Raw genomic sequence first — 19,804 nt, 5'->3', positions numbered from 1 at the left:
GGTTGACGGCGCTGAAGCGGATACTTGCATATCCTAGTAAACTGGTTCGGACCTTGGCAAGACGGGTGACTTGTCGCCTTTTCCTGCAGTAATTACCGTTTCGGCGTGTCTGAAGAGACCGGGCGTGGCGCAGATGCGGCACGCGGTCGTGAGGCGGATTTGGCGCAGTCTGTGCGAGCACCTGCTGCGGCTGATCGAGCCGTCGGTCCCGCGCTGCGTGCCGCCTATCAAAGTGCGCTGCGGGGACGACGGCAGCTCGACGTCATTGGAATCGACATCGAGACGGCTGTTGCGAATCAGCAGGCGCTGGCGCTGGACACTGCGGCAGGTGCGGCCAATTTCTCGAGATTTCTCGGCACCAAAACACGGAACATCAACCGGGTGGTCGCGGAAACGGTCGCGGATTCGCAAGTTGGCGCGTCAACGTTGCGATCGCTTGCCCCGTCCTACCAGGCCGTCGGATATGGCCCCAAGCCGGAGGAGCCACCTCCGGCGCCCGTGCCATTTCCTCCATATCAACCGAAGGTCTGGGCGGCGTGCCGATTGCGTGGCCAGGATCCTGGCCTAACCGCATTCCCGCAGACGAGGGGATAGGGACAGTGACTGAAAGCGTTGAGCCGCCCACCTACACGGGGCGCCGCGATCTCATTGCCGAGAAGCTGGAACCGTACCTCCAGATCAGCGACATGCTTCCGAGCACCATGAGGCCGACCTCGGAAAGTGTCGAAAAGTTCTGGGACAACTCGCTTTTATGCAGTTGGGCAGACCGGGCGACGGGTCGCACGCGCAGCCTCACGGTCTCGGTATATCAGGCCGCTGACGGTGAACAGAGGGCGCACGAAATTCGGGAGATGATGCGGCAGGAATGTCCGCCCGGGTTGGATTTGCATGCGCCGAATCCGGAGGCCTACGAGATTGCCGGGCCGCGACCCGGCGAATACGTGTTCATCCTCTCCTACCTCGGACATGTACGCGCCGTGGTGGGCAATTGCGTCGTGCACATAATGCCGATGGGAACCGGCATCGAGTTGAGCGAATTGACCGATCCGGCACTCGACATCGGCCGCACGGTGGGCTGCTCGCCGTACGAGAACGACTTCACATTGCCGGAGTTTCCGGAAGAGTGGCGCAACCAGTCGGTCGGGTGGCGTGTGGAAGGAGGGTCTCTGTAAATCGCTCAGCGCCCGCTAGCGTGACAGCTGTATGCGCACCATCGAGTCCGACTACCTGGTGGTCGGGGCGGGCGCCATGGGCATGGCGTTCATCGACACGCTGGTCTCTGAGACGGAGGCCCGCGTGGTGCTGGTGGACCGCCACCACACGCCCGGTGGGCACTGGACCATGGCCTACCCGATTGTGCGGTTGCCTCATGCCGCCAAGCTCGACCAGTTCATGCTCGCCGAAGCCGCACTCGCTGCGCCCTGACGCGTGTAACCCGAGTTGATATTCATCGGGTGAAGGAGGCATGTGGCGGCAACAAGCGAACCCGTCGGCCCGCGGCCCCTGCGCGCGGTGCCCGACAGTGGCAATGATGCCGGCTACCCGAGCTGGGAAGCCGTGTACTCCGACAACGTGACCTGGGTGTACCGCACGCTGTTCGCACGCGTCGGCAACCGAACCGACGCCGAAGACCTCACCGCCGAGGTGTTCCTCGCCGCGCTGCGGCCGTTGCGGCTGACCGCGAGCGTCGCCGAGGTGCGCGCGTATCTGCGGGCGACCGCCAGGACGGTGCTGGCCGCGCACTGGCGCGAGACGCTGGGGCGGGAGATAACCTCGATCGAGGACATCGAACAACCAGCCGACAACCAGGACGCGATCAGCACCGCGCCGCAACGTGTTGCCCGCGTTCTGGACAGCCTGCCGGACCGCTACCGCCGGATTCTGGAATCGCGCTTCCTGCGGGGTAATTCGATCAAGGAGTCAGCCGCGGAGCTCGGGATCAGCGTGGCCAACGCCAAAGTGCTCCAGCACCGCGCCCTGCGGCTGGCAGCGCAGGTCAACGATGGAGGCCAGCCATGAATGCGCGGGGGTTGCGACGTTATGTCGACGATCTGTTGCGGGGCCGCCGGCCCAGGCCGTTCGTGCCCGACGACTTCGAGGTGGCGCAACTGCGCACGGCCATCGAGTTGCGCGCGGCTCGCGACGGTGGTGACGCGCCGCGCCAGGAATTCCTCACCGATCTGCACCGGCGTCTCGCCGAGCAGATGTCCGGCGCGCCAACGGAAACGGCGCCGGTCCGTGCCAGCACGCGCCGCCAGGTCATCGTCGGTACGTCGGCCGCCGCCACCGCGGCGGTCGCCGCGGTCTCCGTCGATCGCGCCCTGATCGCGGGCCGATCCGGCGGCGGTCGCGCCCCCGAGGTTGCGGCCGGGCAACTCACGCCCAACGAGGGCAGCTGGCAACGCGTCGCGGCCAGCTCGGATGTGCCCGACGGCCTCATGCATCCCTTCGACCTCGGTTCGGTGACCGGCTTCGTCCGCCGGGTCGACGGCAAGATCCAAGCGATATCCGGCGTGTGCACCCATCAAGGCTGCAAGCTGTGGTTCGACGCACCCGACGACACGCTGCGCTGCCCCTGCCACACCACGTCGTTCTCGCCCAGCGGGCAGGTGCTCACCCACCAACTGCCGATCGCGCCAAAACCCTTGCCCGCATTGATGGTTCGTGAGCTCAACGGGGGCATCGAGATATTCGCCCCGCCGCCCCCCGGGCGGCCTGCCTGAGCGGTGTAACCCGCCGCCATATCTCTGGGCATGGATATCCCCATGCTCCGAAAACAGCCGGCGGCCGTGCTGGCGGTGAGTGTGTTGCTGTTGGCCGCTTGTTCCCAATCACGGCCCGTGGCGACCACCGCCGCACCCACCACCGCCATGTCGACCGCACCGGCGGCTCCGGTGCACGGCAACCAGGTCGCCATTGACGGCTTCGCGTTCGAGCCCGCCTCCGTGACCGTCGCGGCCGGGACCACGGTCACGTGGACCAACCGCGACGAAGAACCCCATACGGTGGCCGCAAGCGACGGCTCGTTTCACTCACCCGGCATGGGAACGGGAGCCACCTTCGCCCACACCTTTTCCACCGCCGGGACTTTCGACTATGTCTGCTCGATCCACCCGATGATGCGCGGCACCGTGGTGGTGACGGGATGACCCGCGCCGGGGAAGCCATGACCCGCCGCCAGCTGATTCGGCACACGGCATGGTTCGGAGCGGCGGTAGGGTTCGCCGTGGCCGGCGGCGAGGTCATCTCGCATGTCGCCGGTGCAGCGGCGGCTCAGCATACGTCGGGCCGGCCCGCCCTGCGGTTCGCCCAGATCAGCGACAGCCACCTCGGTTTCACCGGTGCGCCCAACCCGGACGTCGCCGCAACGTTTCGCCGCGCGATCGATCAGGTCAATACCCTCGGCTACACACCGGATTTCGTCATCCATACGGGTGACCTCACCCACCTGTCCACCCCGGAGCAGTTCGACCAGGTGAAGCAGATGATGACGGGCCTCAAGACGCCACACGTGTTCACCGTGCCCGGAGAGCACGACTCGGTCGACGACGCGGGGCAGAAGTACCGAAACGCGTTCGGCGCGGGGTCGGTTGGCGACGGCTGGTACAGCCTGGATATCGCCGGCGTACACCTGATCGCTCTGGTCAACACGTTGAATCTGCGCAAGCTCGGTCATCTCGGTGCCGATCAGTTGGAGTTCGTCAAAAAGGACGTCGCCGGTCTTTCGAGCGACACGCCCATCATCGTGTTCAGTCACATCCCGTTGTTTGCCATGTATCCGCAATGGGGCTGGGGCACCGACGACGCCACCCAGGCGCTGAGCTACCTGCGCCGCTTCGCATCCGTCACGTGCCTCAACGGCCATGTCCACCAATTGTTCTCCAAAACCGAAGACAACGTGACGTTCTACAGCGGGACCACCACCGCGTATCCACTGCCGCATCCCGGTGACGGGTCCGCGCCCAAGCCGGTCACGCTGCCCGCCGGCAAGCTGCGCGACGCACTCGGCATCCGTCAGGTCAGCTACACCAAGGGAGAAGCCGCCTTGGCCCTGAAGGAGCAGACACTGCAATGACATTGACGAGCATCCTGGTCCGGCTCGGCATCGCCGCGTCGTTGGCCATCAGCGCCGCCAGCCACGCCTATCTCTATGTGCATGGCTACCAACACGTTCCGAACATCGGCGCGGCGTTCATGGTCCAGGCAAGTCTTTCGTTTGCGATCGCGCTGCTGATCCTGGTCGGCGGTCCCGGGTGGCTGCGCTGGGCCGGTGCCACGGTGGCGGCCGTTTCCCTGGTCGCGTTCGTGCTGTCGCGCACCGTTGGCCTTTCCGGCTTTTCCGAACGGGGCTGGGACCCGGCGCCGTACGCGGTCGTCAGCGTGGCGGCAGAAGTGCTCACGGTGGTGTTATGGGCAGGTCCCTTTACCGCACAGCAGCTGTCCGCTTCCGGTTGAGGACGACGTCATGTCAAGTTTTCCAGTCACGGATCGAGTACCTGGCCCAGTTTCATTTGACTGCTCCCATCGTTCGAAGCGCGCTGTCGGCGCAATCGGATGACCCCGCTGTCGAAGAGCGCTTCAGGCTTCTGCGGGTATGTGTGTGCAGCCGATCTCTTCGGGGCGCTTGCGGCGTGGGCGCTGATCGCCTTAATCGGCAGCGCATTCGGCTGGCCAGCACCCGGGACTTCCGCGGGTGGCGGTTCAACTACGTCTACGGCGGCCGGACGGTTCTCGCCCTCTGCGGCGGCGTGGGCCGATCCCTTGCGCTTGAGGCGGCGCTTGAAAGATTGCGCGGGCTTCTCCACAAGAAACCAGCTCAGCGCAGCTAGCGGCAAAGTGGCCATCGTGGAAAGGGCAGCGAAGGCGAGCGGGTTGAGCCAGATGAGGCCAGAGATAGCCAACAACTGCTGCATGGGGCATGCATAGATGTAGACGCCGTAGGACAAGTCCGTTCGTAATCTCAGACGCTTGTGGCGAACCAGCGCCCCCGATACGACAACGGCATACGCCAGGGGAATGGCAGCGACGGCCCGGTAATCAGGCAATAGGCTTGAAGCTGCCACGATGGCTATGCTGACTGCAACGAGTGACCACCGGGCAGGAATCCGGTCTCGCCACTGGTAGAGAAAAGCGCCCGCCGAAAACATGATGGCAGTACGTGCGGCCAAGAACATCAGCGGGAGAAGCGCACTGCCCTTCTGATGAACAGCCGCGACCTCGGGTTGCGTGAGTGGTGGCAATAACATCGTTCCCGCCAGTGCCAGTGCGAACATCGCGGGGGAAATCCAACGCCGGTTGGCTAGTCCGATGACGCCGATGAGGGCCACGGCGAGGTAGCACATCAATTCCCATATGAGCGACCACAGAGAACCGTTCCAGACGCCTGCGTCTGGGATTCCGCGCGGTGTTCCGCCGATATCGAACTTGACCAACGCCACTGCGCTGTTCTCTAGCACGAACTCCAAAGGCGCACCGGATGTAATCAGCTTCGCGGCCGAGCCACCTTGCATCGCCACGCCGACCGGGGCGATGACGAAAGCCGTTACCACCAGGCAGACGTAGAAGCCGGGAAAGATTCGAAGAGCCCGAGCGGATAAATACTCGCGGAGCCGGGGGTTGCTAAGCCAACTCGCGGTAATGAGGAACCCCGAGATCGCAAAGAACCCGTCAACTCCCACGCAAAGGAGTAGCTGGTAAACCGACCGGAGAGATGGAACGCGGCCAGTGATCCCCCACGAGTGGCAGACGATCACTTCAGCCGCCAGCAGCAGCCGCCATGCGTTCAGTGCGTTGCTGCGTGGATCGAATGCGCGCCCTAAATTCATCGGCCCCCGTTCCTCGGCCGCATCTCGCTACCAGCGCCATCGTATCGCCACAGGCGGCGAATTTAGGGAATTCACGTGTCCAGAAGCAATCGACTGCCACGCGCTGCGGGAGACGTCGGCCTTCCCGCTTGGCTCATGGCGATGTCGTACGTAGCGCAGCTATTCGATAGGCATATGTTGAATGAACGCCTGCGTCTCCTCCCAGGTGGGCAGCAGGCCGGACGCTCGCGCCTCGTCGAAACTGGGCGCCGCGGCATCGCGGCCGGACAAGTTGGGCGCAGCCCCGTCCACCAGCGGCCAGTCGATGGCCAATGCCGGATCGGTTGCGCGAATGGTGTGCTCGCGTTGCGGGTTGTATTCCGCCGAGCACAAATACATCACCGTCGAATTGTCTTGCAGCGCCAGGAAGCCGTGTCCCAGGCCTTCGGAAATGTAGACAGTCCGGTGATCGGAGTCGTCAAGCAGAACCGAATCCCACTGCCCGAATGTCGGGGAGCCCACCCGGATGTCGACGACAACGTCGAACACCGAACCGCGCACGCAGGTCACGTACTTCGCCTGGCTCGGCGGCACCTGGGCGAAATGCAAGCCGCGCAACACCCCCGCCGAGGACACCGAGCAATTGGCCTGTCGGACGTCCAGCCGATGACCGGCGAAGGAGCTGAATCCCTTGTCGGTCAGCCATTCGAAGAAATGGCCGCGCGAATCGCCATGAACGGTGGGGGTGATCTCCCAGGCGCCGGGAATTTTCAGTTCACGAACGTGCACGCTACTGCCCACGCTCTTCGTAACGGGCCTCCGAGGCGTCTTTCAACGGACGCCACCACGATTCGTTTGCGCGATACCAGTCAATGGTTGCACGCAGACCCTCCTCGAAGTCGGTATGCTTTGGTGCCCAACATAATTCGTCGTACAGCGTGGACGGGTCTATGGCGTAACGCAAATCGTGGCCGACGCGGTCGGTGACGTGGTCGAAGTCGTCGGGTTCGCGGCCCATCATCGCCAGCAGCGTGCGCAGCACGGTCAGGTTGTCGCGTTCTCCTTCGGAGCTGATCAGGTAGGTGCGCCCGATCTCGCCCTTGTCCAGGATGCGCCGGACCGCGCTGTTGTGGTCGTCGACGTGGATCCAGTCGCGGACGTTGGCGCCGGTGCCGTACAGCTTGGGCCGACGGCCGGTGAGCACGTTGGTGATCTGGCGCGGGATGAACTTCTCGACGTGCTGATAAGGCCCGTAGTTGTTGGAGCAGTTCGAGATCGTCGCGCGCACCCCGTACGAGCGCACCCAGGCCCGCACCAGCATGTCGGCGGCGGCTTTGGTCGCCGAATAGGGGCTGGACGGGTTATAGGGTGTCGCCTCGGTGAACCGCTGGGGGTCGTCGAGCTCCAGGTCGCCGTAGACCTCGTCGGTCGAGATGTGGTGCAGCCGCACACCGTAACGCCGCACCGCCTCGAGGACGGTGAAGGTGCCGACCACGTTGGTGTGCAGGAACGGCCCGGGGCCCTCCAGCGCGTTGTCGACATGGCTCTCCGCGGCGAAATGCACGACGGCGTCGGATTCGGCGACCAGCCGCGACACCAGCTCGGCGTCCGTGATGTCGCCGACAACCAGGCTGATCGAGTCCTCGACGTCGGCCAGTGACTCGCGCCGTCCCGCATAGGTCAGGGCGTCGAGCACCGTGACGGAGTCCTCGGGGTGTTCGCGGACCGTGCTGTGCACGAAATTGGCGCCGATGAATCCAGCGCCGCCGGTGACCAGTAACCGCATGCCCAAACCCTAACCGAGCCGATCGGTCAGTTTTCGCGAGTTAGCCCCAGAGCCCCGGCCAATTCACTTAGCGCAGGTAGCAGCGATTCTTCGTCATGGTCGCCGAGCACCTGAATCGCCACGTGGTCGGCTCCGGCCTCCAGATGTTCACCCAGCCGCCCCGCGATGTCCTCGACAGAGCCGTGGGCTACCACCGCGTCGATCAGCCTGTCGCTGCCCGGCTTGCGCACGTCGGCTTCGGTGAATCCCAACCGCAGCCAGTTGTTCACGTAATTGTTCAGGCCCAGATAATGCTCGACGGTCTGGCGGCCGATCGCGCGGGCCTTCTCGGCGTCCGTACTGAGCACCACCTTGTGCTCGGGCGCCAAATACACTGTCCCGCCGAGCAAATCGCGCGCCTTGGCGGTGTGTTCCGGTGTGGTCAGATACGGGTGCGCACCGGCGCTGCGCTGCGCCGCGAGCCGTAGCACTCGTGGCCCGAGCGCCGCGAGGACCCGTCGGCTGGTCGGCACCAGCGCCGCGTCGAGTTCGTCGAGATAGGAGACCAGCGCGTCGTACGGCTTCACGTATTCTCCGGTGTGCTCGGGGTGGCCAACCCCGACGCCCAGCAAAAACCTTCCCGGGTGGCTGCTTTCGATCCGCTGAAAGGACTCGGCGACGGCCGGGGCGGGCGCCGACCAGATGTTGACGATGCCGGTGGCCAGTTGCAGCGACGTGGTCCGCGCCAGGGCCGGCTCGACCCAGGACAGATCGGCGTCCGGTGATCCGCCGATCCAGACGGCGCCGTACCCCAGCGATTCGATGCCGGCGGCCAATTCGGGGGCGATGGATCGGGTGGGCATCCAGACGCCGAACCGGCCGAGCTCGGGCTTGAGTGAAACTCCCTCGGTCATCTAGCTCCCCCTACGCGTCGGGTCAGGACTGTTTGAGCCCCAGTGGCCCGGCCAGTTCGGCCAGTGCCGAGACCAGGTTTTCATCCTTCGTCAGGACCTGCACGGGGACGTGATCGGCGCCGGCGTCCAGGTGTTCGGTGAGCCGCGCCGCGATCTGGTCCACGGTGCCATACGCCACCACCGCGTCGACCAGACGGTCGCTGCCCGGCCGGGTGACCTCGTCCTCGGTGAAACCCAGCCGCTTCCAGTTGTTTCGGTAATTGGCGAGATTGAAATAGACGTCGAGCGCCTTGCGACCGACCGCCCGCGCCTTCTCTGCGTCCGTGGTCAGCACCACCTTGTGCTCGGGTGCCAGGAACGCCGATGGGCCGATGAGCTCGCGGGCCTGCGCGGTGTGCTCGGGGGTGGTCAGATAGGGGTGTGCGCCCGCCGAGCGCTCCGCGGCCAGTTTGAGGACGCGCGGTCCCAGCGCCGCCACCACCCGGCGGTTGGCGGGCACCCCGTAATCGTCGAGCTGCTTGAGGTAGTCGGCCAGCGCGTCGTAGGGCTTGCGGTATTCGGTGTGAGCCTCGGGATGTCCGACACCGATGCCCAGCAGGAACCGGCCCGGGTAGGCCGCCTCGATGCGGTGGAACGATTCGGCAACCGGCTTGGCGGCCGCGGTCCAGATGTTGACGATGCCGGTGCCCACCTGCAACGTCGTGGTGGCTTCCAGGAGGGGCTCGACCCACGCCAGCTCGGCGGGCGGCGAACCGCCGACCCAGACGGCGCCGTAGCCCAGCGCTTCGATGTCCCTGGCCTGCTCGGGTGTGACGCCGCGTCCGAACGATCCGAACCGGCCGAGATTGGGTTTGCTCGCTGCGTCGGTCATGGTTTTCCCAACCCGCGCCCCGCGAAAGCTATTCCGAAGCGGCTACATCCTCATCGACATCGTCGGGATCTGCGGCTACGACGTCGGCGGGAGGCGCCGTGAGGGGGAGCAGCACGATGAACCGGGTGTCGCCGGGCACCGACTCCACTCGCAGGTCCCCGCGATGCTTCTTCACGACGATGTTGAACGCCAGGTCCAGACCCAGCCCGGTGCCTTCGCCGAACGGTTTGGTGGTGAAGAACGGCTCGAAGATGTGCTCGCGCACGTCCTCGGGGATCCCCGGCCCCGTGTCGCAGATTTCGATTCGGGCCAGGTTGTCACCTTCCCGGCAGGTGCGGATGGTCAGGGTCCCACCGGTGTCGCGCATGGCGGCGATCGCATTGTCGATGATGTTGGTCCACACCTGATTGAGATCACCTGGGTAGCAAGGGATTTCGGGAAGAGTTTGGTCGAACTCCTTGACCACCGTGACGACGTGGTCCTTGCCGGCGCCCTTGCCCGCGTCTTTGGTCAGCCGGTCGGCGAACATCACCAGCGTGCTGCGCAGCAGATCGTGCACATTGGTCACCTGGAACGGGGCCCGATCCATTTGCGAATACTGCTTGGCGTCGGCGACCAGTGCCGAAATCCGTTTGCTCGCTTCCAGGATCTGGTTCATCAGCAGCTCGCTTTCGATGGTGTAGTTGATCCATCGGATCGCCTGCTCCAGCGATGTCGACGCGAGCTCTTCGGTGACCGCGGAAATCCGCTCCAGCCAATCGGTGTCGATGCCGCCCTCGACGAACGTCGGCGCGATGTCCCACCCGCCGTCGATGCCGTGGTCGTCCAGCCAGTCGCCGACGGCGTCCTCGCGGTCGGAGGTCTCGAGCGCGCTCAAGTGCTGGGACGCCGACTTGGCGACTTGCTCGGCGACCCGCTCCTGCAGTCGCACCAGCGCGCTCAGCGCCTCGGGCGAAATGGTGCCGTCGGCCAGCATCCCCAGCTTGTGCCGCATGTTGGCTACGCGTTCGCGCAGATCCGCCGCGGATCGCGCGATCGCCGCCGCGGGATTGTTCAGCTGATGCGTCAGCCCGGCCGACAGCCGGCCCAGCGCCAGCAGCTTCTCCCGGTTGTCGATGATCCGGCGGGTCCGGTCGGTGCCGACGGCGATGCCGTCGAGCAGATGTACCGCCATCGGGAACTGGTCCCGCATGAACTGGGCGAACACCGGCGCGTCCATCACGAAGAACCGCGACGGCTTGATCACATGCACCGAGGCGTCGTAGGTCTTTTGTTTCCCGCCGGTGAAGGCCCGCCAGGCGCCGCAGTACACGCCGCGCTGCGAGGTGCGGTTGGTTTCGATGTCCTGGCCGCCGGAGAGTTTGGTCATGGTCAGCTCCCCGTCGAGCAGGACGTAGAAGCATGTCGCCGGCTCGCCTTCCACGCAGATCGGACCCGGTTCGTAGCGCTGGATGTGCCCGTTGGCGCACAGCACCGCGAGCTGTTCGTCGGTCAGCGCCTCGAACAGGAACAGGCTGCGCAGCTCGTCGGGCTGGCAGGGGACTTTGGTTGATTCGGAGCCGGTCATACCCCTCCTAGCTCTCGGCCAGGTAGCGGTGCACCAGCATGACCGCCATCGACCCTTCACCGACGGCCGCGGCGACCCGTTTGGCGGAGGTGGAGCGTACGTCGCCGGTGGCGAACACCCCGGGGACGCTGGTTTCCAGGTGATGCGGCGGGCGTTCCAGCGTCCAGCCGCACACGTTGCGCAGGTCCGGTCCGGTCAGGATGAACCCGTGGTCGTCGCGGGCCAGCACCCCGTCGAGCCAGTCGGTGCGCGGGGCGGCGCCGATGAAGATGAACATCCGGCCGCAGGTGACGTCCTCGGTTTCACCGGTGCGGTTGTTGACCAGCGACAGCCGCTCGAGGTGGCCGTCGCCTGCGGCGCGTTGCACCTCGGTGCAGGTCAGCACGTTGATCTTGGGGTTCGCCTCGATCTGCTGGATGAGGTAGTAGGACATCGACGCCTCCAGCGACGGGGCGCGCACCACGACGTTGACCCTCTTCGCAGTCCGCGACAGGTACATGGCGGCCTGGCCGGCCGAGTTCGCCCCGCCGATCACATAGACCTCTTCGTCTTCGCACTCCGACGCGACCGAGATGGCCGCCCCGTAGTAGATGCCGCAACCGGTCAGCTCGGTGCAGCCTTCGGCCTGCAGCTGACGGTAGGCGACCCCGGTGGCCAGAATGACGGCGTGCGCGTCGATCGAGCCGCCGTCGGCGAACCGCACGGTGCGCTTGGATCCGTTCACCTCGAGGGCGGTGGCCTTGCGGGCGGTGATCAGTTCGGCGCCGAATTTCTCGGCCTGCCGCCGTGCCCGGTCGGCCAGCTGGCCACCGGACACCCCGTCCGGGAAGCCCAGATAGTTCTCGATGCGCGAGCTCTGCCCGGCCTGGCCTCCGGTGGCGATGTGCTCGATGAGCACCGTGCGCAGTCCTTCGGAGGCGCCGTATACGGCCGCGGCGAGGCCGGCGGGGCCGCCGCCGACCACGATCAGGTCGTAGAACTCCTGCGACGGCGTGGTGGTCAGGCCCAGGGTTTCGGCCAGCTGCGCATCGGTGGGTTCGACCAGTGTGTCGCCGCGCTGGGTGACCACCACCGGCAGCCGCAGGCCGTCCTCGCCGGCCGCGGTGAGCAGCCGCTCGCCCGCGGGTTCGTCGGCCATGAACCAGGTGTAGTAGAGCCCGTTGCGGGCCAGGAAGTCGCGGACCTGCCAGGACCGCGCCGACCAGCGGTGGCCGATCACCTTGGTGTGCGGGATGGGGTGCTCGGGCGCGGCGCGCCAGGCGTCCAGCAGCCCGTCGATGACGGGATAGAACTTCTCCTCCGGGGGATCCCACGGCTTGAGCAGGTAGTGGTCGAGGTCGACGACGTTGATCGCGTCGATGGCCGCGTGCGTGTCGGCGTAGGCGGTCAGCAGCACGCGGCGCGCCGCCGGATACAGGTCCATCGCCTGCTCGAGGAACTCGATGCCGCTCATCTGCGGCATCCGGTAGTCGGCGATGAGCAGCGCGACGGTATCGCCGCGCAGTTTGAGCTCCTTGAGCGTGCCCAGCGCGTCGGGCCCGGATTCCGCGCGCACGATGCGGTGGTCCTCGCCGTAGTGGCGGCGCAGGTCGCGGGCGACGGCGCGAGAAACCGAGGGGTCGTCGTCGACGGTCAGCATGACGGGTTTGCGTTGTTGCGCCGCCGAGCCGGCGTCTCCGGGACCTGAGAGGCCTGAAGGGATGGTCATCGGGGTTAAGTATGCGCTCGTCAGCGGCCATGCGGGAGGTCGAGCAGGCGTGCCCGCGTTCCTCCGGCAGCGATTTTGGTGGAGCGGAATAACCAGGTATCGTGGAACAACGGTGCGGCATCCGCGCCGACTTTTTGTGTGCCAAGTCCCTAGGAATTTCCTGTCACCGGCTCACGTTCCAAGTCGGTGGGCAATGTCGCGTCGACTAGGCGCAGACGAGAACGAAACTATACGGCGAGGATTCTTAACTAGTTATGGCCAAGAAGGACGGCGCCATCGAGGTGGAAGGCCGGGTGGTCGAGCCTCTGCCCAATGCGATGTTCCGCATTGAGCTGGAGAACGGTCACAAGGTGCTTGCGCACATCAGCGGCAAGATGCGGCAGCACTACATCCGCATCCTGCCCGAGGACCGGGTGGTGGTGGAGTTGTCTCCCTACGACCTGTCCCGTGGCCGCATCGTGTACCGGTACAAGTAAAGCGCCCGATCAGAACAACCTACGAAGAGACAGAACAGGATCGAACAGCCGTGAAGGTGAACCCGAGCGTCAAGCCAATCTGTGACAAGTGCAGGGTGATCCGTCGGCATGGGCGGGTCATGGTGATCTGCACCGATCCGCGTCACAAGCAGCGCCAGGGCTGACCCCTCAGCGCGTAGGCGCCCGCAGTACCAACACAACTGAATGCAGACCTCCCAGCACCAGTGAGCGGCTGGCATCTATAGAGATGGGCCAGCTCATCCACGCCCGGACGGAGGCCGGGCCCCGGTAAAACCCATCAAGGGGCCGGGAACGGGCTGGGATCAGACCTCCGCTAAGAAAAAGAGGAAACGCCACCTATGGCTCGACTAGTAGGCGTCGATCTACCGCGTGATAAGCGGATGGAGATCGCGCTGACCTACATTTTCGGCGTCGGCCGCACCCGGTCGAACGAGATCCTGACAGCTACCGGCATCGACCGGAACCTGCGTACCCGGGATCTGACCGATGACCAGCTGACCCACCTGCGTGACTACATCGAGGCGAACCTGAAGGTCGAGGGTGACCTCCGCCGCGAGACGCAGGCCGACATCCGCCGCAAGATCGAGATCGGCTGCTACCAGGGCCTGCGGCACCGTCGCGGCCTGCCGGTGCGCGGTCAGCGGACCAAGACCAACGCGCGCACCCGCAAGGGCCCCAAGCGCACCATCGCCGGCAAGAAGAAGGCCAGGTAACCCCCGATGCCACCAGCAAAGAAGGCAGGCGCGGCGGCGCCCAAGAAGGGTCAGAAGACCCGCCGGCGGGAAAAGAAGAACATCCCGCACGGCGCCGCCCACATCAAGAGCACCTTCAACAACACGATCGTCACGATCACCGACCCCCAGGGCAACGTCATCGCCTGGGCGTCGTCGGGTCACGTGGGCTTCAAGGGGTCCCGGAAGTCGACCCCGTTCGCGGCCCAGCTGGCCGCGGAGAACGCCGCGCGCAAGGCGCAGGAACACGGCGTCAAGAAGGTCGACGTGTTCGTGAAGGGCCCGGGTTCGGGCCGGGAGACTGCGATCCGGTCGCTGCAGGCCGCCGGCCTGGAGGTCGGCGCGATCTCCGATGTCACGCCCCAGCCGCACAACGGCTGCCGCCCGCCGAAGCGCAGAAGGGTCTAGGAGATAACCATGGCTCGTTACACCGGACCCATCACCCGCAAGTCGCGCCGGCTGCGCACCGACCTCGTCGGTGGCGACCAGGCCTTCGAGAAGCGTCCCTACCCGCCCGGTCAGCACGGCCGCGCGCGGATCAAGGAAAGCGAATACCTGCTGCAGCTGCAGGAGAAGCAGAAGGCCCGCTTCACCTACGGCGTGATGGAAAAGCAGTTCCGTCGCTACTACGCAGAGGCCTCCCGGCAATCCGGCAAGACCGGTGAGGAGCTGCTGCGCATCCTGGAAAGCCGGTTGGACAACGTCGTGTACCGCGCCGGTCTGGCGCGGACCCGCCGGATGGCGCGTCAGCTGGTCAGCCACGGACACTTCAGCGTCAACGGCGTGCACGTCAACGTCCCCAGCTACCGGGTGTCGCAGCACGACATCATCGACGTGCGGGACGGGTCGCTGAACACCGTGCCGTTCCAGATCGCGCGGGAGACGGCGGGCGACCGTCCGATCCCGAGCTGGCTGCAGGTGGTGGGGGAGCGTCAGCGCATCCTCGTCCACCAGCTGCCCGAGCGGGCACAGATCGACGTGCCGCTCACCGAGCAGCTCATTGTCGAGTTCTACTCGAAGTAAAGACCCCTGCATCCAACCCGGTGCAGGTCTTAACGGCATCAAATAGCGGGTGCCGAGAAGGAGAAGAAGAAACACCATGCTGATCTCTCAGCGACCCACATTGTCGGAGGAAATCCTCACCGACGACCGGTCCCAGTTCGTCATCGAGCCGCTGGAGCCTGGATTCGGTTACACGCTTGGCAATTCGCTGCGGCGCACGCTGCTGTCCTCGATTCCGGGCGCGGCCGTCACCAGCATCCGCATCGACGGCGTGCTGCACGAGTTCACCACCGTGCCGGGCGTCAAGGAAGACGTCACCGCGATCATCTTGAACCTCAAGAGCCTGGTGGTGTCCTCCGAAGAGGACGAGCCGGTCACCATGTACCTGCGCAAGCAGGGCCCGGGTGCGGTCACCGCGGGTGACATCGTGCCGCCCGCCGGCGTCACGGTGCACAACCCGGACCTGCACATCGCGACGCTGAACGACAAGGGCAAGCTCGAGGTCGAGCTGGTCGTCGAGCGCGGCCGTGGCTACGTGCCCGCCGTGCAGAACCGCGCCTCCGGTGCCGAAATCGGCCGTATCCCAGTCGATTCCATCTACTCGCCGGTGCTCAAGGTCACCTACAAGGTGGACGCCACCCGTGTCGAGCAGCGCACCGACTTCGACAAGCTGATCCTGGATGTCGAGACCAAGAGCTCGATCAACCCACGCGACGCGCTGGCGTCGGCGGGTAAGACCCTGGTCGAATTGTTCGGTCTGGCACGCGAACTCAACGTCGAGGCCGAGGGCATCGAGATCGGCCCGTCGCCGGCCGAGGCCGACCACATCGCGTCGTTCGCGCTGCCGATCGACGACCTGGACCTGACGGTGCGGTCCTACAACTGCCTCAAGCGCGAGGGTGTGCACACCGTCGGCGAGCTGGTGAGCCGCACCGAATCCGACCTGCTCGACATCCGTAACTTCGGTCAGAAGTCCATCGACGAGGTGAAGGTCAAGCTGCACCAGCTGGGCCTGTCGCTCAAGGACAGCCCGCCGAGCTTCGACCCCTCGCAGGTCGCGGGTTACGACGTCGCCACCGGCACCTGGTCCAGCGAGGCGTCCTACGACGACCAGGACTACGCGGAAACCGAACAGCTGTAAAGAATTCCGTCCCGGCCCTACCTGATACGGGGGCCGGCCCCAATTAGGAGATAGTCGCAATGCCCAAGCCCACTAAGGGACCTCGCCTCGGCGGGTCGTCTTCGCACCAGAAGGCCCTGCTGGCCAACCTGGCCACGTCGCTGTTCGAGCACGGCCGGATCAAGACGACCGAGCCCAAGGCTCGTGCGTTGCGACCGTATGCGGAAAAGCTGATCACGCACGCGAAAAAGGGTGCGCTGCACAACCGTCGAGAGGTGCTGAAGAAGATCCGCGACAAGGACGTGGTGCACGCCCTGTTCGCGGAGATCGGTCCGTTCTTCGCCGACCGCAATGGCGGCTACACCCGCATCATCAAGGTCGAGCCGCGCAAGGGCGACAACGCGCCCATGGCCGTGATCGAGCTGGTGCGGGAGAAGACGGTCACCTCCGAGGCCGATAGGGCTCGCCGGGTGACGGGTTCCAAGAAGACTGACGCTCCCGTCGCGGCAGCGGCGGCACCTCAGGCGGCGGTTGAGCCGCAGGAAGCCGTCGGCCCGACGGCCGAGGAAGCTACGGCCGAGGCCGAGGAGACCAAGGCCGAGGCCGAGCCGACCAAGGTCCAAGCCGAAGCCGAAGACAAGGCCGAGAAGGCCGTGGCGGCGAGGGCCGAAGCCGAAGCCGCCGAGAAGGCGGACGACGAGGCTGACGAGAGTTAGCGAGGACGTCCGTCTGCGGCTTGATATCGCCTACGACGGAACAGGTTTCGCGGGCTGGGCCGCTCAGGCCGGCCAGCGGACCGTGGCCGGAATTCTCGACGAGGCGCTGACGACCGTCTTTCGCACGCCGGTGCGACTGCGCGCGGCCGGACGCACCGACGCGGGAGTGCATGCCACCGGGCAGGTGGCTCACGTCGACGTACCGTTGGCCGCGTTGCCGAACGCCTATCCGCGCGCACCGCACGGCGGTGAGGCCGAATTCCAGCCGCTGCTGCGCCGCCTGGGCCGGTTCCTGCCCACCGATGTCCGGGTCGTCGACATCACCCGTGCCCCTGTGGGTTTCGACGCCCGGTTCTCGGCGCTGCGGCGCCACTATGTGTACCGGATCTCGACAGCGCCGTGGGGGGTGCAGCCGCTGCAGGCCCGCTACATCACCGCCTGGCCGCGCCCGCTGGACGTCGAGGCGATGGCCACCGCGTCGCGAGACCTGCTGGGGCTGCACGACTTCGCCGCGTTCTGCCGCCACCGCGAGAACGCCACCACGATTCGCGACCTGCAGCGACTGGAGTGGGCGCGCGACGGTGACCTGATCACCGCGCAGGTCAGCGCCGACGCGTTCTGCTGGTCGATGGTGCGCTCACTGGTCGGCGCGCTGCTGGCCGTCGGCGAACACCGCCGCCCTGTCTCCTATTGCCGCGAATTGCTGAGCGCCACAGAGCGGTCCAGTGACTTCGCCGCCGCACCCGCCCACGGCTTGTCGCTGGTCGGTGTCGACTACCCACCCGATGACCAACTGGCCGCGCGCAACCTGATCACCCGGGACGTGCGCTCGCGCGACTGAGCGGTCACAGCCTGGATGCGACGAAGCCGGCAGCCTGATCCACCAGTCCGGAATCGATGTAGGAGGGCTGCAGATGAGATGGCCAATTCAGGCCACCGGAACAGATCGGGTCACCCTTGGCGCACACGTCGATTGTCTTGGCGGCGAAGGCGGGACTGAAATCGGGGACCGGACCCAGGATTCCGCGGGTGCCGTTGCCGAACAACGCGACAGCCGCGACCTGCTGATCCAGGGCCGGCGGTAGCGGATTGGTGAACCCGAACGACGGTTGTGCCACAGCGACAACCAGATCGGCGGAGACCGCACCCAGGGAATAGCCGCCCAGCACCTCGCGGGTGTTCGGGCAGCTTCGCGCCATCTGCTGGACGTGCGCGCTCATGTCGTTGGCGCCCTTGGCGGGACTGACGTCGGCGGGGTAGTTGACCCCATAGGCCCCGACCGGCATACGCACCTTGGCGCGCAGGGAATTGACGAACGCGGCACCGACGTAGCCGACACCGGGCGGCTCCTCGCGGCCGCGGGCGAACACCACTTCGGCTCCGGGACATTCCGCCGATGCCGTCGGCGCCGCGAACGTTGTGACTGCCAGGGCAAGCAGCGACGCCACGGCGATGGAGGCGGCGCATGCCACGCCGTACCAGCGGTGGCCCAAGGTTAAACCCTGGCAGCGACGAAATTCGCTGCCCTGTTGGTCAAGCCGGGCACGTAGCTCAGGTGCGAACTCCACTGCATGCCCCCCGAGCAGATCGGGTCGCCCGGGTTGCACAGGTCGATGGTCTTGGCCTCGAAATTCGGGGACAGGGCACTCATCAGTTGACCCGCCCGGCCGGACGGATTGCCGAACAGCGCGACCGCGGCGACGTGATCGGCGGCCGCGGGCGGCAGCGGCTGGCGGTAGCCGAGGCCGGGCACCGGTGCGGCCGTGACGATGTCGACGACGGCGGCGCCCTGCGAGTACCCGCCCAGCACCAGTTTGGTGCCGGGGCAGTTGGCGGCCATCTGCTGGATGTGGGTGCTGGCGTCGTTGGCGCCGTTGGTGGCGGCCAGGAAGTCTTTGCTGGCTGGATAGTTCACTCCGTATGCGCCAACGCTTTTGCGGGTCTGCTGGCGCAACGAGCTGACGAAGGCACCGCCCACCTTGCCGACACCGGGCGCCTCGTCGGTGCCCCGGGCAAACACCACTTCAACGCCGGGGCACGACGCCGAAGCATGCGGAACCAATTGGGGGGCAATCAATAACGCGCCCGTCGCGCCGATTCCGATGCCCAGCCCTAACGGGATAAGCCTCACACAGCGATGTTAAGGGGGCGTTGATAACCCGACGGTAACGATTTAGACGAGAGGTGCTTGCGGTGAGTCCGTAGCGGGCGCGGGCAGCGCCGGCGCTGGCGCCGGAGCGGTGCCGGTACCGCCGTGGATCGAGGGGCCCGACCCGGGCGGGTTCTGCCCGTACACCGGCGACTGCTGGCCGTAGCCGGGGGTCTGCGGGGAGGTGCCCAGCGGCGGACCGAACGCGGGCGACTGCTGGCCGAGACCGGCGGCCGCCAGCTTCTGCGCGACGAACGCCGCGGCCTGGGTGGTGTAGACGGGGACGTAGCCCTCGGTGTGCCCGCTCCACTCGTTGCCCTCGCCCGCGTGGCAGATCGGGTCGTTGGGGTTGCAATAGTCGGCGGCCTTGGAGCCGAGCATCGCGCTCTGGCTGGGCAGGGTTCCGCCGGCGCGGTCGGCCACGTCACCGAAGGTGACGACGGCGGCGATGTTGTTGGCGTACTGCGGCGGCAGCTTGTTGCCCCAGCTGATGCCGCCGATCGGGACGCCGGCCACGATGTCCATCACCGAGGCGCCTTGGGAGTAGCCGCCCAGCACGATCTTGGTGTTCGGGCACGTCTCCACGCTCTTCTTGACGCGGTCAATGGTGTCGTTGGCGCCGTCACCGCCGTGCAGCTGCAGCTTGCTGGCGGCGTAGTTCACCCCATACGGCAGGATGTTCAAGCCGGTCTGCTGGCGCAGCGAGTCCACGAAGGAGTCGCCGACCCGGCCCAGGCCGGCGGGCTCGTTGGTGCCGCGGGCGAAGATGACCTCGACGTCGGGGCAGTCGAAGGCGTGCGCGAGCGGTGCCGCGGCAGGGGTGGCGAACAGGCCAGCGGCGATAACCAGGGCAGCAGCACCCAGGCCGATCAAACGGCATGCTGACCGCGCGGTGCCCGCCCGAGGGGTACGTGTGCGGTGAGTTTTCACCGGGCGATTTTACCCGATTTCAGGCGAGCC

At 66.1% G+C, this 19,804-nt stretch carries 23 protein-coding genes and 3 pseudogenes; 16 read left to right on the top strand and 10 right to left on the bottom strand.

The features are described 5' to 3' along the window. Positions 1 to 105: 105 nt before the first annotated feature. The 8 genes and pseudogenes from A5782_RS25575 to A5782_RS15200 all read left to right on the top strand — a co-directional run. Positions 106 to 561: pseudogene (locus A5782_RS25575) on the top strand (DUF4226 domain-containing protein); the annotation flags it as partial. Between the two features lie 125 nt (positions 562 to 686). Beyond that, positions 687 to 1,172 (top strand): hypothetical protein, encoded by a 486-nt coding sequence (locus A5782_RS15230; RefSeq protein ID WP_156623959.1) that lies wholly within the window; start codon positions 687 to 689, stop codon positions 1,170 to 1,172. A gap of 31 nt (positions 1,173 to 1,203) precedes the next feature. Beyond that, positions 1,204 to 1,365: pseudogene (locus A5782_RS15225) on the top strand (NAD(P)-binding protein); the annotation flags it as partial. Between the two features lie 102 nt (positions 1,366 to 1,467). After that, the gene (locus A5782_RS15220) at positions 1,468 to 2,019 is read left to right on the top strand and encodes an RNA polymerase sigma factor (RefSeq protein ID WP_067101490.1); all 552 of its coding nucleotides are present in this window, start codon (positions 1,468 to 1,470) and stop codon (positions 2,017 to 2,019) included. Then, positions 2,016 to 2,723, top strand: coding sequence for a Rieske (2Fe-2S) protein (locus A5782_RS15215; RefSeq protein ID WP_067101486.1), 708 nt, complete (start codon positions 2,016 to 2,018; stop codon positions 2,721 to 2,723). Before A5782_RS15220 ends, A5782_RS15215 begins: the two co-directional genes overlap by 4 nt. A 24-nt stretch (positions 2,724 to 2,747) precedes the next feature. Then, positions 2,748 to 3,149 carry a cupredoxin family copper-binding protein gene (locus tag A5782_RS15210; protein ID WP_369815632.1) on the top strand — a complete coding sequence of 134 codons (402 nt, stop codon included), beginning with the start codon at positions 2,748 to 2,750 and terminating at the stop codon, positions 3,147 to 3,149. Then, a complete protein-coding gene (locus A5782_RS15205; RefSeq protein WP_067101483.1) occupies positions 3,146 to 4,075 on the top strand; it encodes a metallophosphoesterase in 930 nt (309 codons plus the stop codon). The genes A5782_RS15210 and A5782_RS15205 overlap by 4 nt, the downstream gene beginning before the upstream one ends. Next, complete coding sequence (locus A5782_RS15200) at positions 4,072 to 4,455, top strand: hypothetical protein (protein ID WP_067101480.1); 384 nt, start codon at positions 4,072 to 4,074, stop codon at positions 4,453 to 4,455. The genes A5782_RS15205 and A5782_RS15200 overlap by 4 nt, the downstream gene beginning before the upstream one ends. Positions 4,456 to 4,676: 221 nt before the next feature. Here the strand turns inward: A5782_RS15200 and A5782_RS15195 are convergent. The 7 genes and pseudogenes from A5782_RS15195 to A5782_RS15165 all read right to left on the bottom strand — a co-directional run. Further along, positions 4,677 to 5,825, bottom strand: a pseudogene (locus tag A5782_RS15195) (acyltransferase family protein); the annotation flags it as partial. A 159-nt stretch (positions 5,826 to 5,984) separates the two neighbouring features. Beyond that, complete coding sequence (gene rfbC / locus A5782_RS15190; protein ID WP_156623954.1) at positions 5,985 to 6,593, bottom strand: dTDP-4-dehydrorhamnose 3,5-epimerase; 609 nt, start codon at positions 6,591 to 6,593, stop codon at positions 5,985 to 5,987. 1 nt (position 6,594) lies between these two features. Continuing rightward, positions 6,595 to 7,590, bottom strand: coding sequence for a dTDP-glucose 4,6-dehydratase (gene rfbB, locus A5782_RS15185; RefSeq protein WP_067101471.1), 996 nt, complete (start codon positions 7,588 to 7,590; stop codon positions 6,595 to 6,597). A gap of 26 nt (positions 7,591 to 7,616) precedes the next feature. Beyond that, positions 7,617 to 8,483 (bottom strand): LLM class F420-dependent oxidoreductase, encoded by an 867-nt coding sequence (locus A5782_RS15180; RefSeq protein ID WP_067101469.1) that lies wholly within the window; start codon positions 8,481 to 8,483, stop codon positions 7,617 to 7,619. Positions 8,484 to 8,505: 22 nt separating this feature from the next. Next, positions 8,506 to 9,354, bottom strand: a complete 849-nt coding sequence (locus A5782_RS15175) for an LLM class F420-dependent oxidoreductase (protein WP_067101465.1) — start codon at positions 9,352 to 9,354, stop codon at positions 8,506 to 8,508. Positions 9,355 to 9,382: 28 nt separating this feature from the next. Continuing rightward, on the bottom strand, positions 9,383 to 10,921 hold the full coding sequence (locus A5782_RS15170; RefSeq protein ID WP_067101462.1) for an ATP-binding protein: 1,539 nt from the start codon (positions 10,919 to 10,921) through the stop codon (positions 9,383 to 9,385). Positions 10,922 to 10,928: 7 nt separating this feature from the next. Beyond that, positions 10,929 to 12,629 carry an FAD-dependent oxidoreductase gene (locus A5782_RS15165; RefSeq protein ID WP_231986690.1) on the bottom strand — a complete coding sequence of 567 codons (1,701 nt, stop codon included), beginning with the start codon at positions 12,627 to 12,629 and terminating at the stop codon, positions 10,929 to 10,931. Positions 12,630 to 12,883: 254 nt separating this feature from the next. On the opposite strand from A5782_RS15165, the gene infA reads away from it, so the two are divergent. The 8 genes from infA (at position 12,884) to truA (ending at position 17,536) form a co-directional block, all read left to right on the top strand. Continuing rightward, positions 12,884 to 13,105 carry a translation initiation factor IF-1 gene (gene infA, locus A5782_RS15160; RefSeq protein WP_003418601.1) on the top strand — a complete coding sequence of 74 codons (222 nt, stop codon included), beginning with the start codon at positions 12,884 to 12,886 and terminating at the stop codon, positions 13,103 to 13,105. A 50-nt stretch (positions 13,106 to 13,155) separates the two neighbouring features. Continuing rightward, the gene (gene rpmJ, locus A5782_RS25570) at positions 13,156 to 13,269 is read left to right on the top strand and encodes a 50S ribosomal protein L36 (protein ID WP_025737541.1); all 114 of its coding nucleotides are present in this window, start codon (positions 13,156 to 13,158) and stop codon (positions 13,267 to 13,269) included. 195 nt (positions 13,270 to 13,464) lie between these two features. Next, positions 13,465 to 13,839: a 30S ribosomal protein S13 gene (rpsM, locus tag A5782_RS15155; protein ID WP_067101456.1), complete on the top strand. Its 375-nt coding sequence runs from the start codon at positions 13,465 to 13,467 to the stop codon at positions 13,837 to 13,839. 6 nt (positions 13,840 to 13,845) lie between these two features. Continuing rightward, complete coding sequence (rpsK, locus tag A5782_RS15150; RefSeq protein ID WP_067101453.1) at positions 13,846 to 14,265, top strand: 30S ribosomal protein S11; 420 nt, start codon at positions 13,846 to 13,848, stop codon at positions 14,263 to 14,265. Between the two features lie 9 nt (positions 14,266 to 14,274). Then, positions 14,275 to 14,880 (top strand): 30S ribosomal protein S4, encoded by a 606-nt coding sequence (rpsD, locus tag A5782_RS15145; RefSeq protein WP_067101448.1) that lies wholly within the window; start codon positions 14,275 to 14,277, stop codon positions 14,878 to 14,880. A 76-nt stretch (positions 14,881 to 14,956) separates the two neighbouring features. After that, positions 14,957 to 16,000, top strand: a complete 1,044-nt coding sequence (locus tag A5782_RS15140; RefSeq protein WP_067101444.1) for a DNA-directed RNA polymerase subunit alpha — start codon at positions 14,957 to 14,959, stop codon at positions 15,998 to 16,000. Between the two features lie 59 nt (positions 16,001 to 16,059). Next, the gene (rplQ, locus tag A5782_RS15135; RefSeq protein ID WP_067101442.1) at positions 16,060 to 16,695 is read left to right on the top strand and encodes a 50S ribosomal protein L17; all 636 of its coding nucleotides are present in this window, start codon (positions 16,060 to 16,062) and stop codon (positions 16,693 to 16,695) included. After that, entirely contained in the window at positions 16,682 to 17,536 is an 855-nt protein-coding gene (truA, locus tag A5782_RS15130) for a tRNA pseudouridine(38-40) synthase TruA (RefSeq protein WP_082942945.1), read from the top strand. The genes rplQ and truA overlap by 14 nt, the downstream gene beginning before the upstream one ends. Positions 17,537 to 17,540: 4 nt before the next feature. Here the strand turns inward: truA and A5782_RS15125 are convergent, their stop codons facing one another. The 3 genes from A5782_RS15125 to A5782_RS15115 are packed head-to-tail and all read right to left on the bottom strand — an operon-like array spanning position 17,541 to position 19,774. Then, positions 17,541 to 18,188, bottom strand: coding sequence for a cutinase family protein (locus A5782_RS15125; protein ID WP_231986689.1), 648 nt, complete (start codon positions 18,186 to 18,188; stop codon positions 17,541 to 17,543). Between the two features lie 2 nt (positions 18,189 to 18,190). Further along, entirely contained in the window at positions 18,191 to 18,826 is a 636-nt protein-coding gene (locus A5782_RS15120) for a cutinase family protein (RefSeq protein ID WP_067101436.1), read from the bottom strand. A 42-nt stretch (positions 18,827 to 18,868) separates the two neighbouring features. After that, positions 18,869 to 19,774, bottom strand: a complete 906-nt coding sequence (locus A5782_RS15115; protein WP_369815631.1) for a cutinase family protein — start codon at positions 19,772 to 19,774, stop codon at positions 18,869 to 18,871. Positions 19,775 to 19,804: the final 30 nt, after the last annotated feature.

It is taken from the genome of Mycobacterium sp. 852002-40037_SCH5390672, assembly GCF_001665875.1.
Lineage (GTDB): Bacteria > Actinomycetota > Actinomycetes > Mycobacteriales > Mycobacteriaceae > Mycobacterium.
Note: the sequence above shows the minus strand (reverse complement) of the source record. Positions and strands in the feature narration are given on the sequence as shown.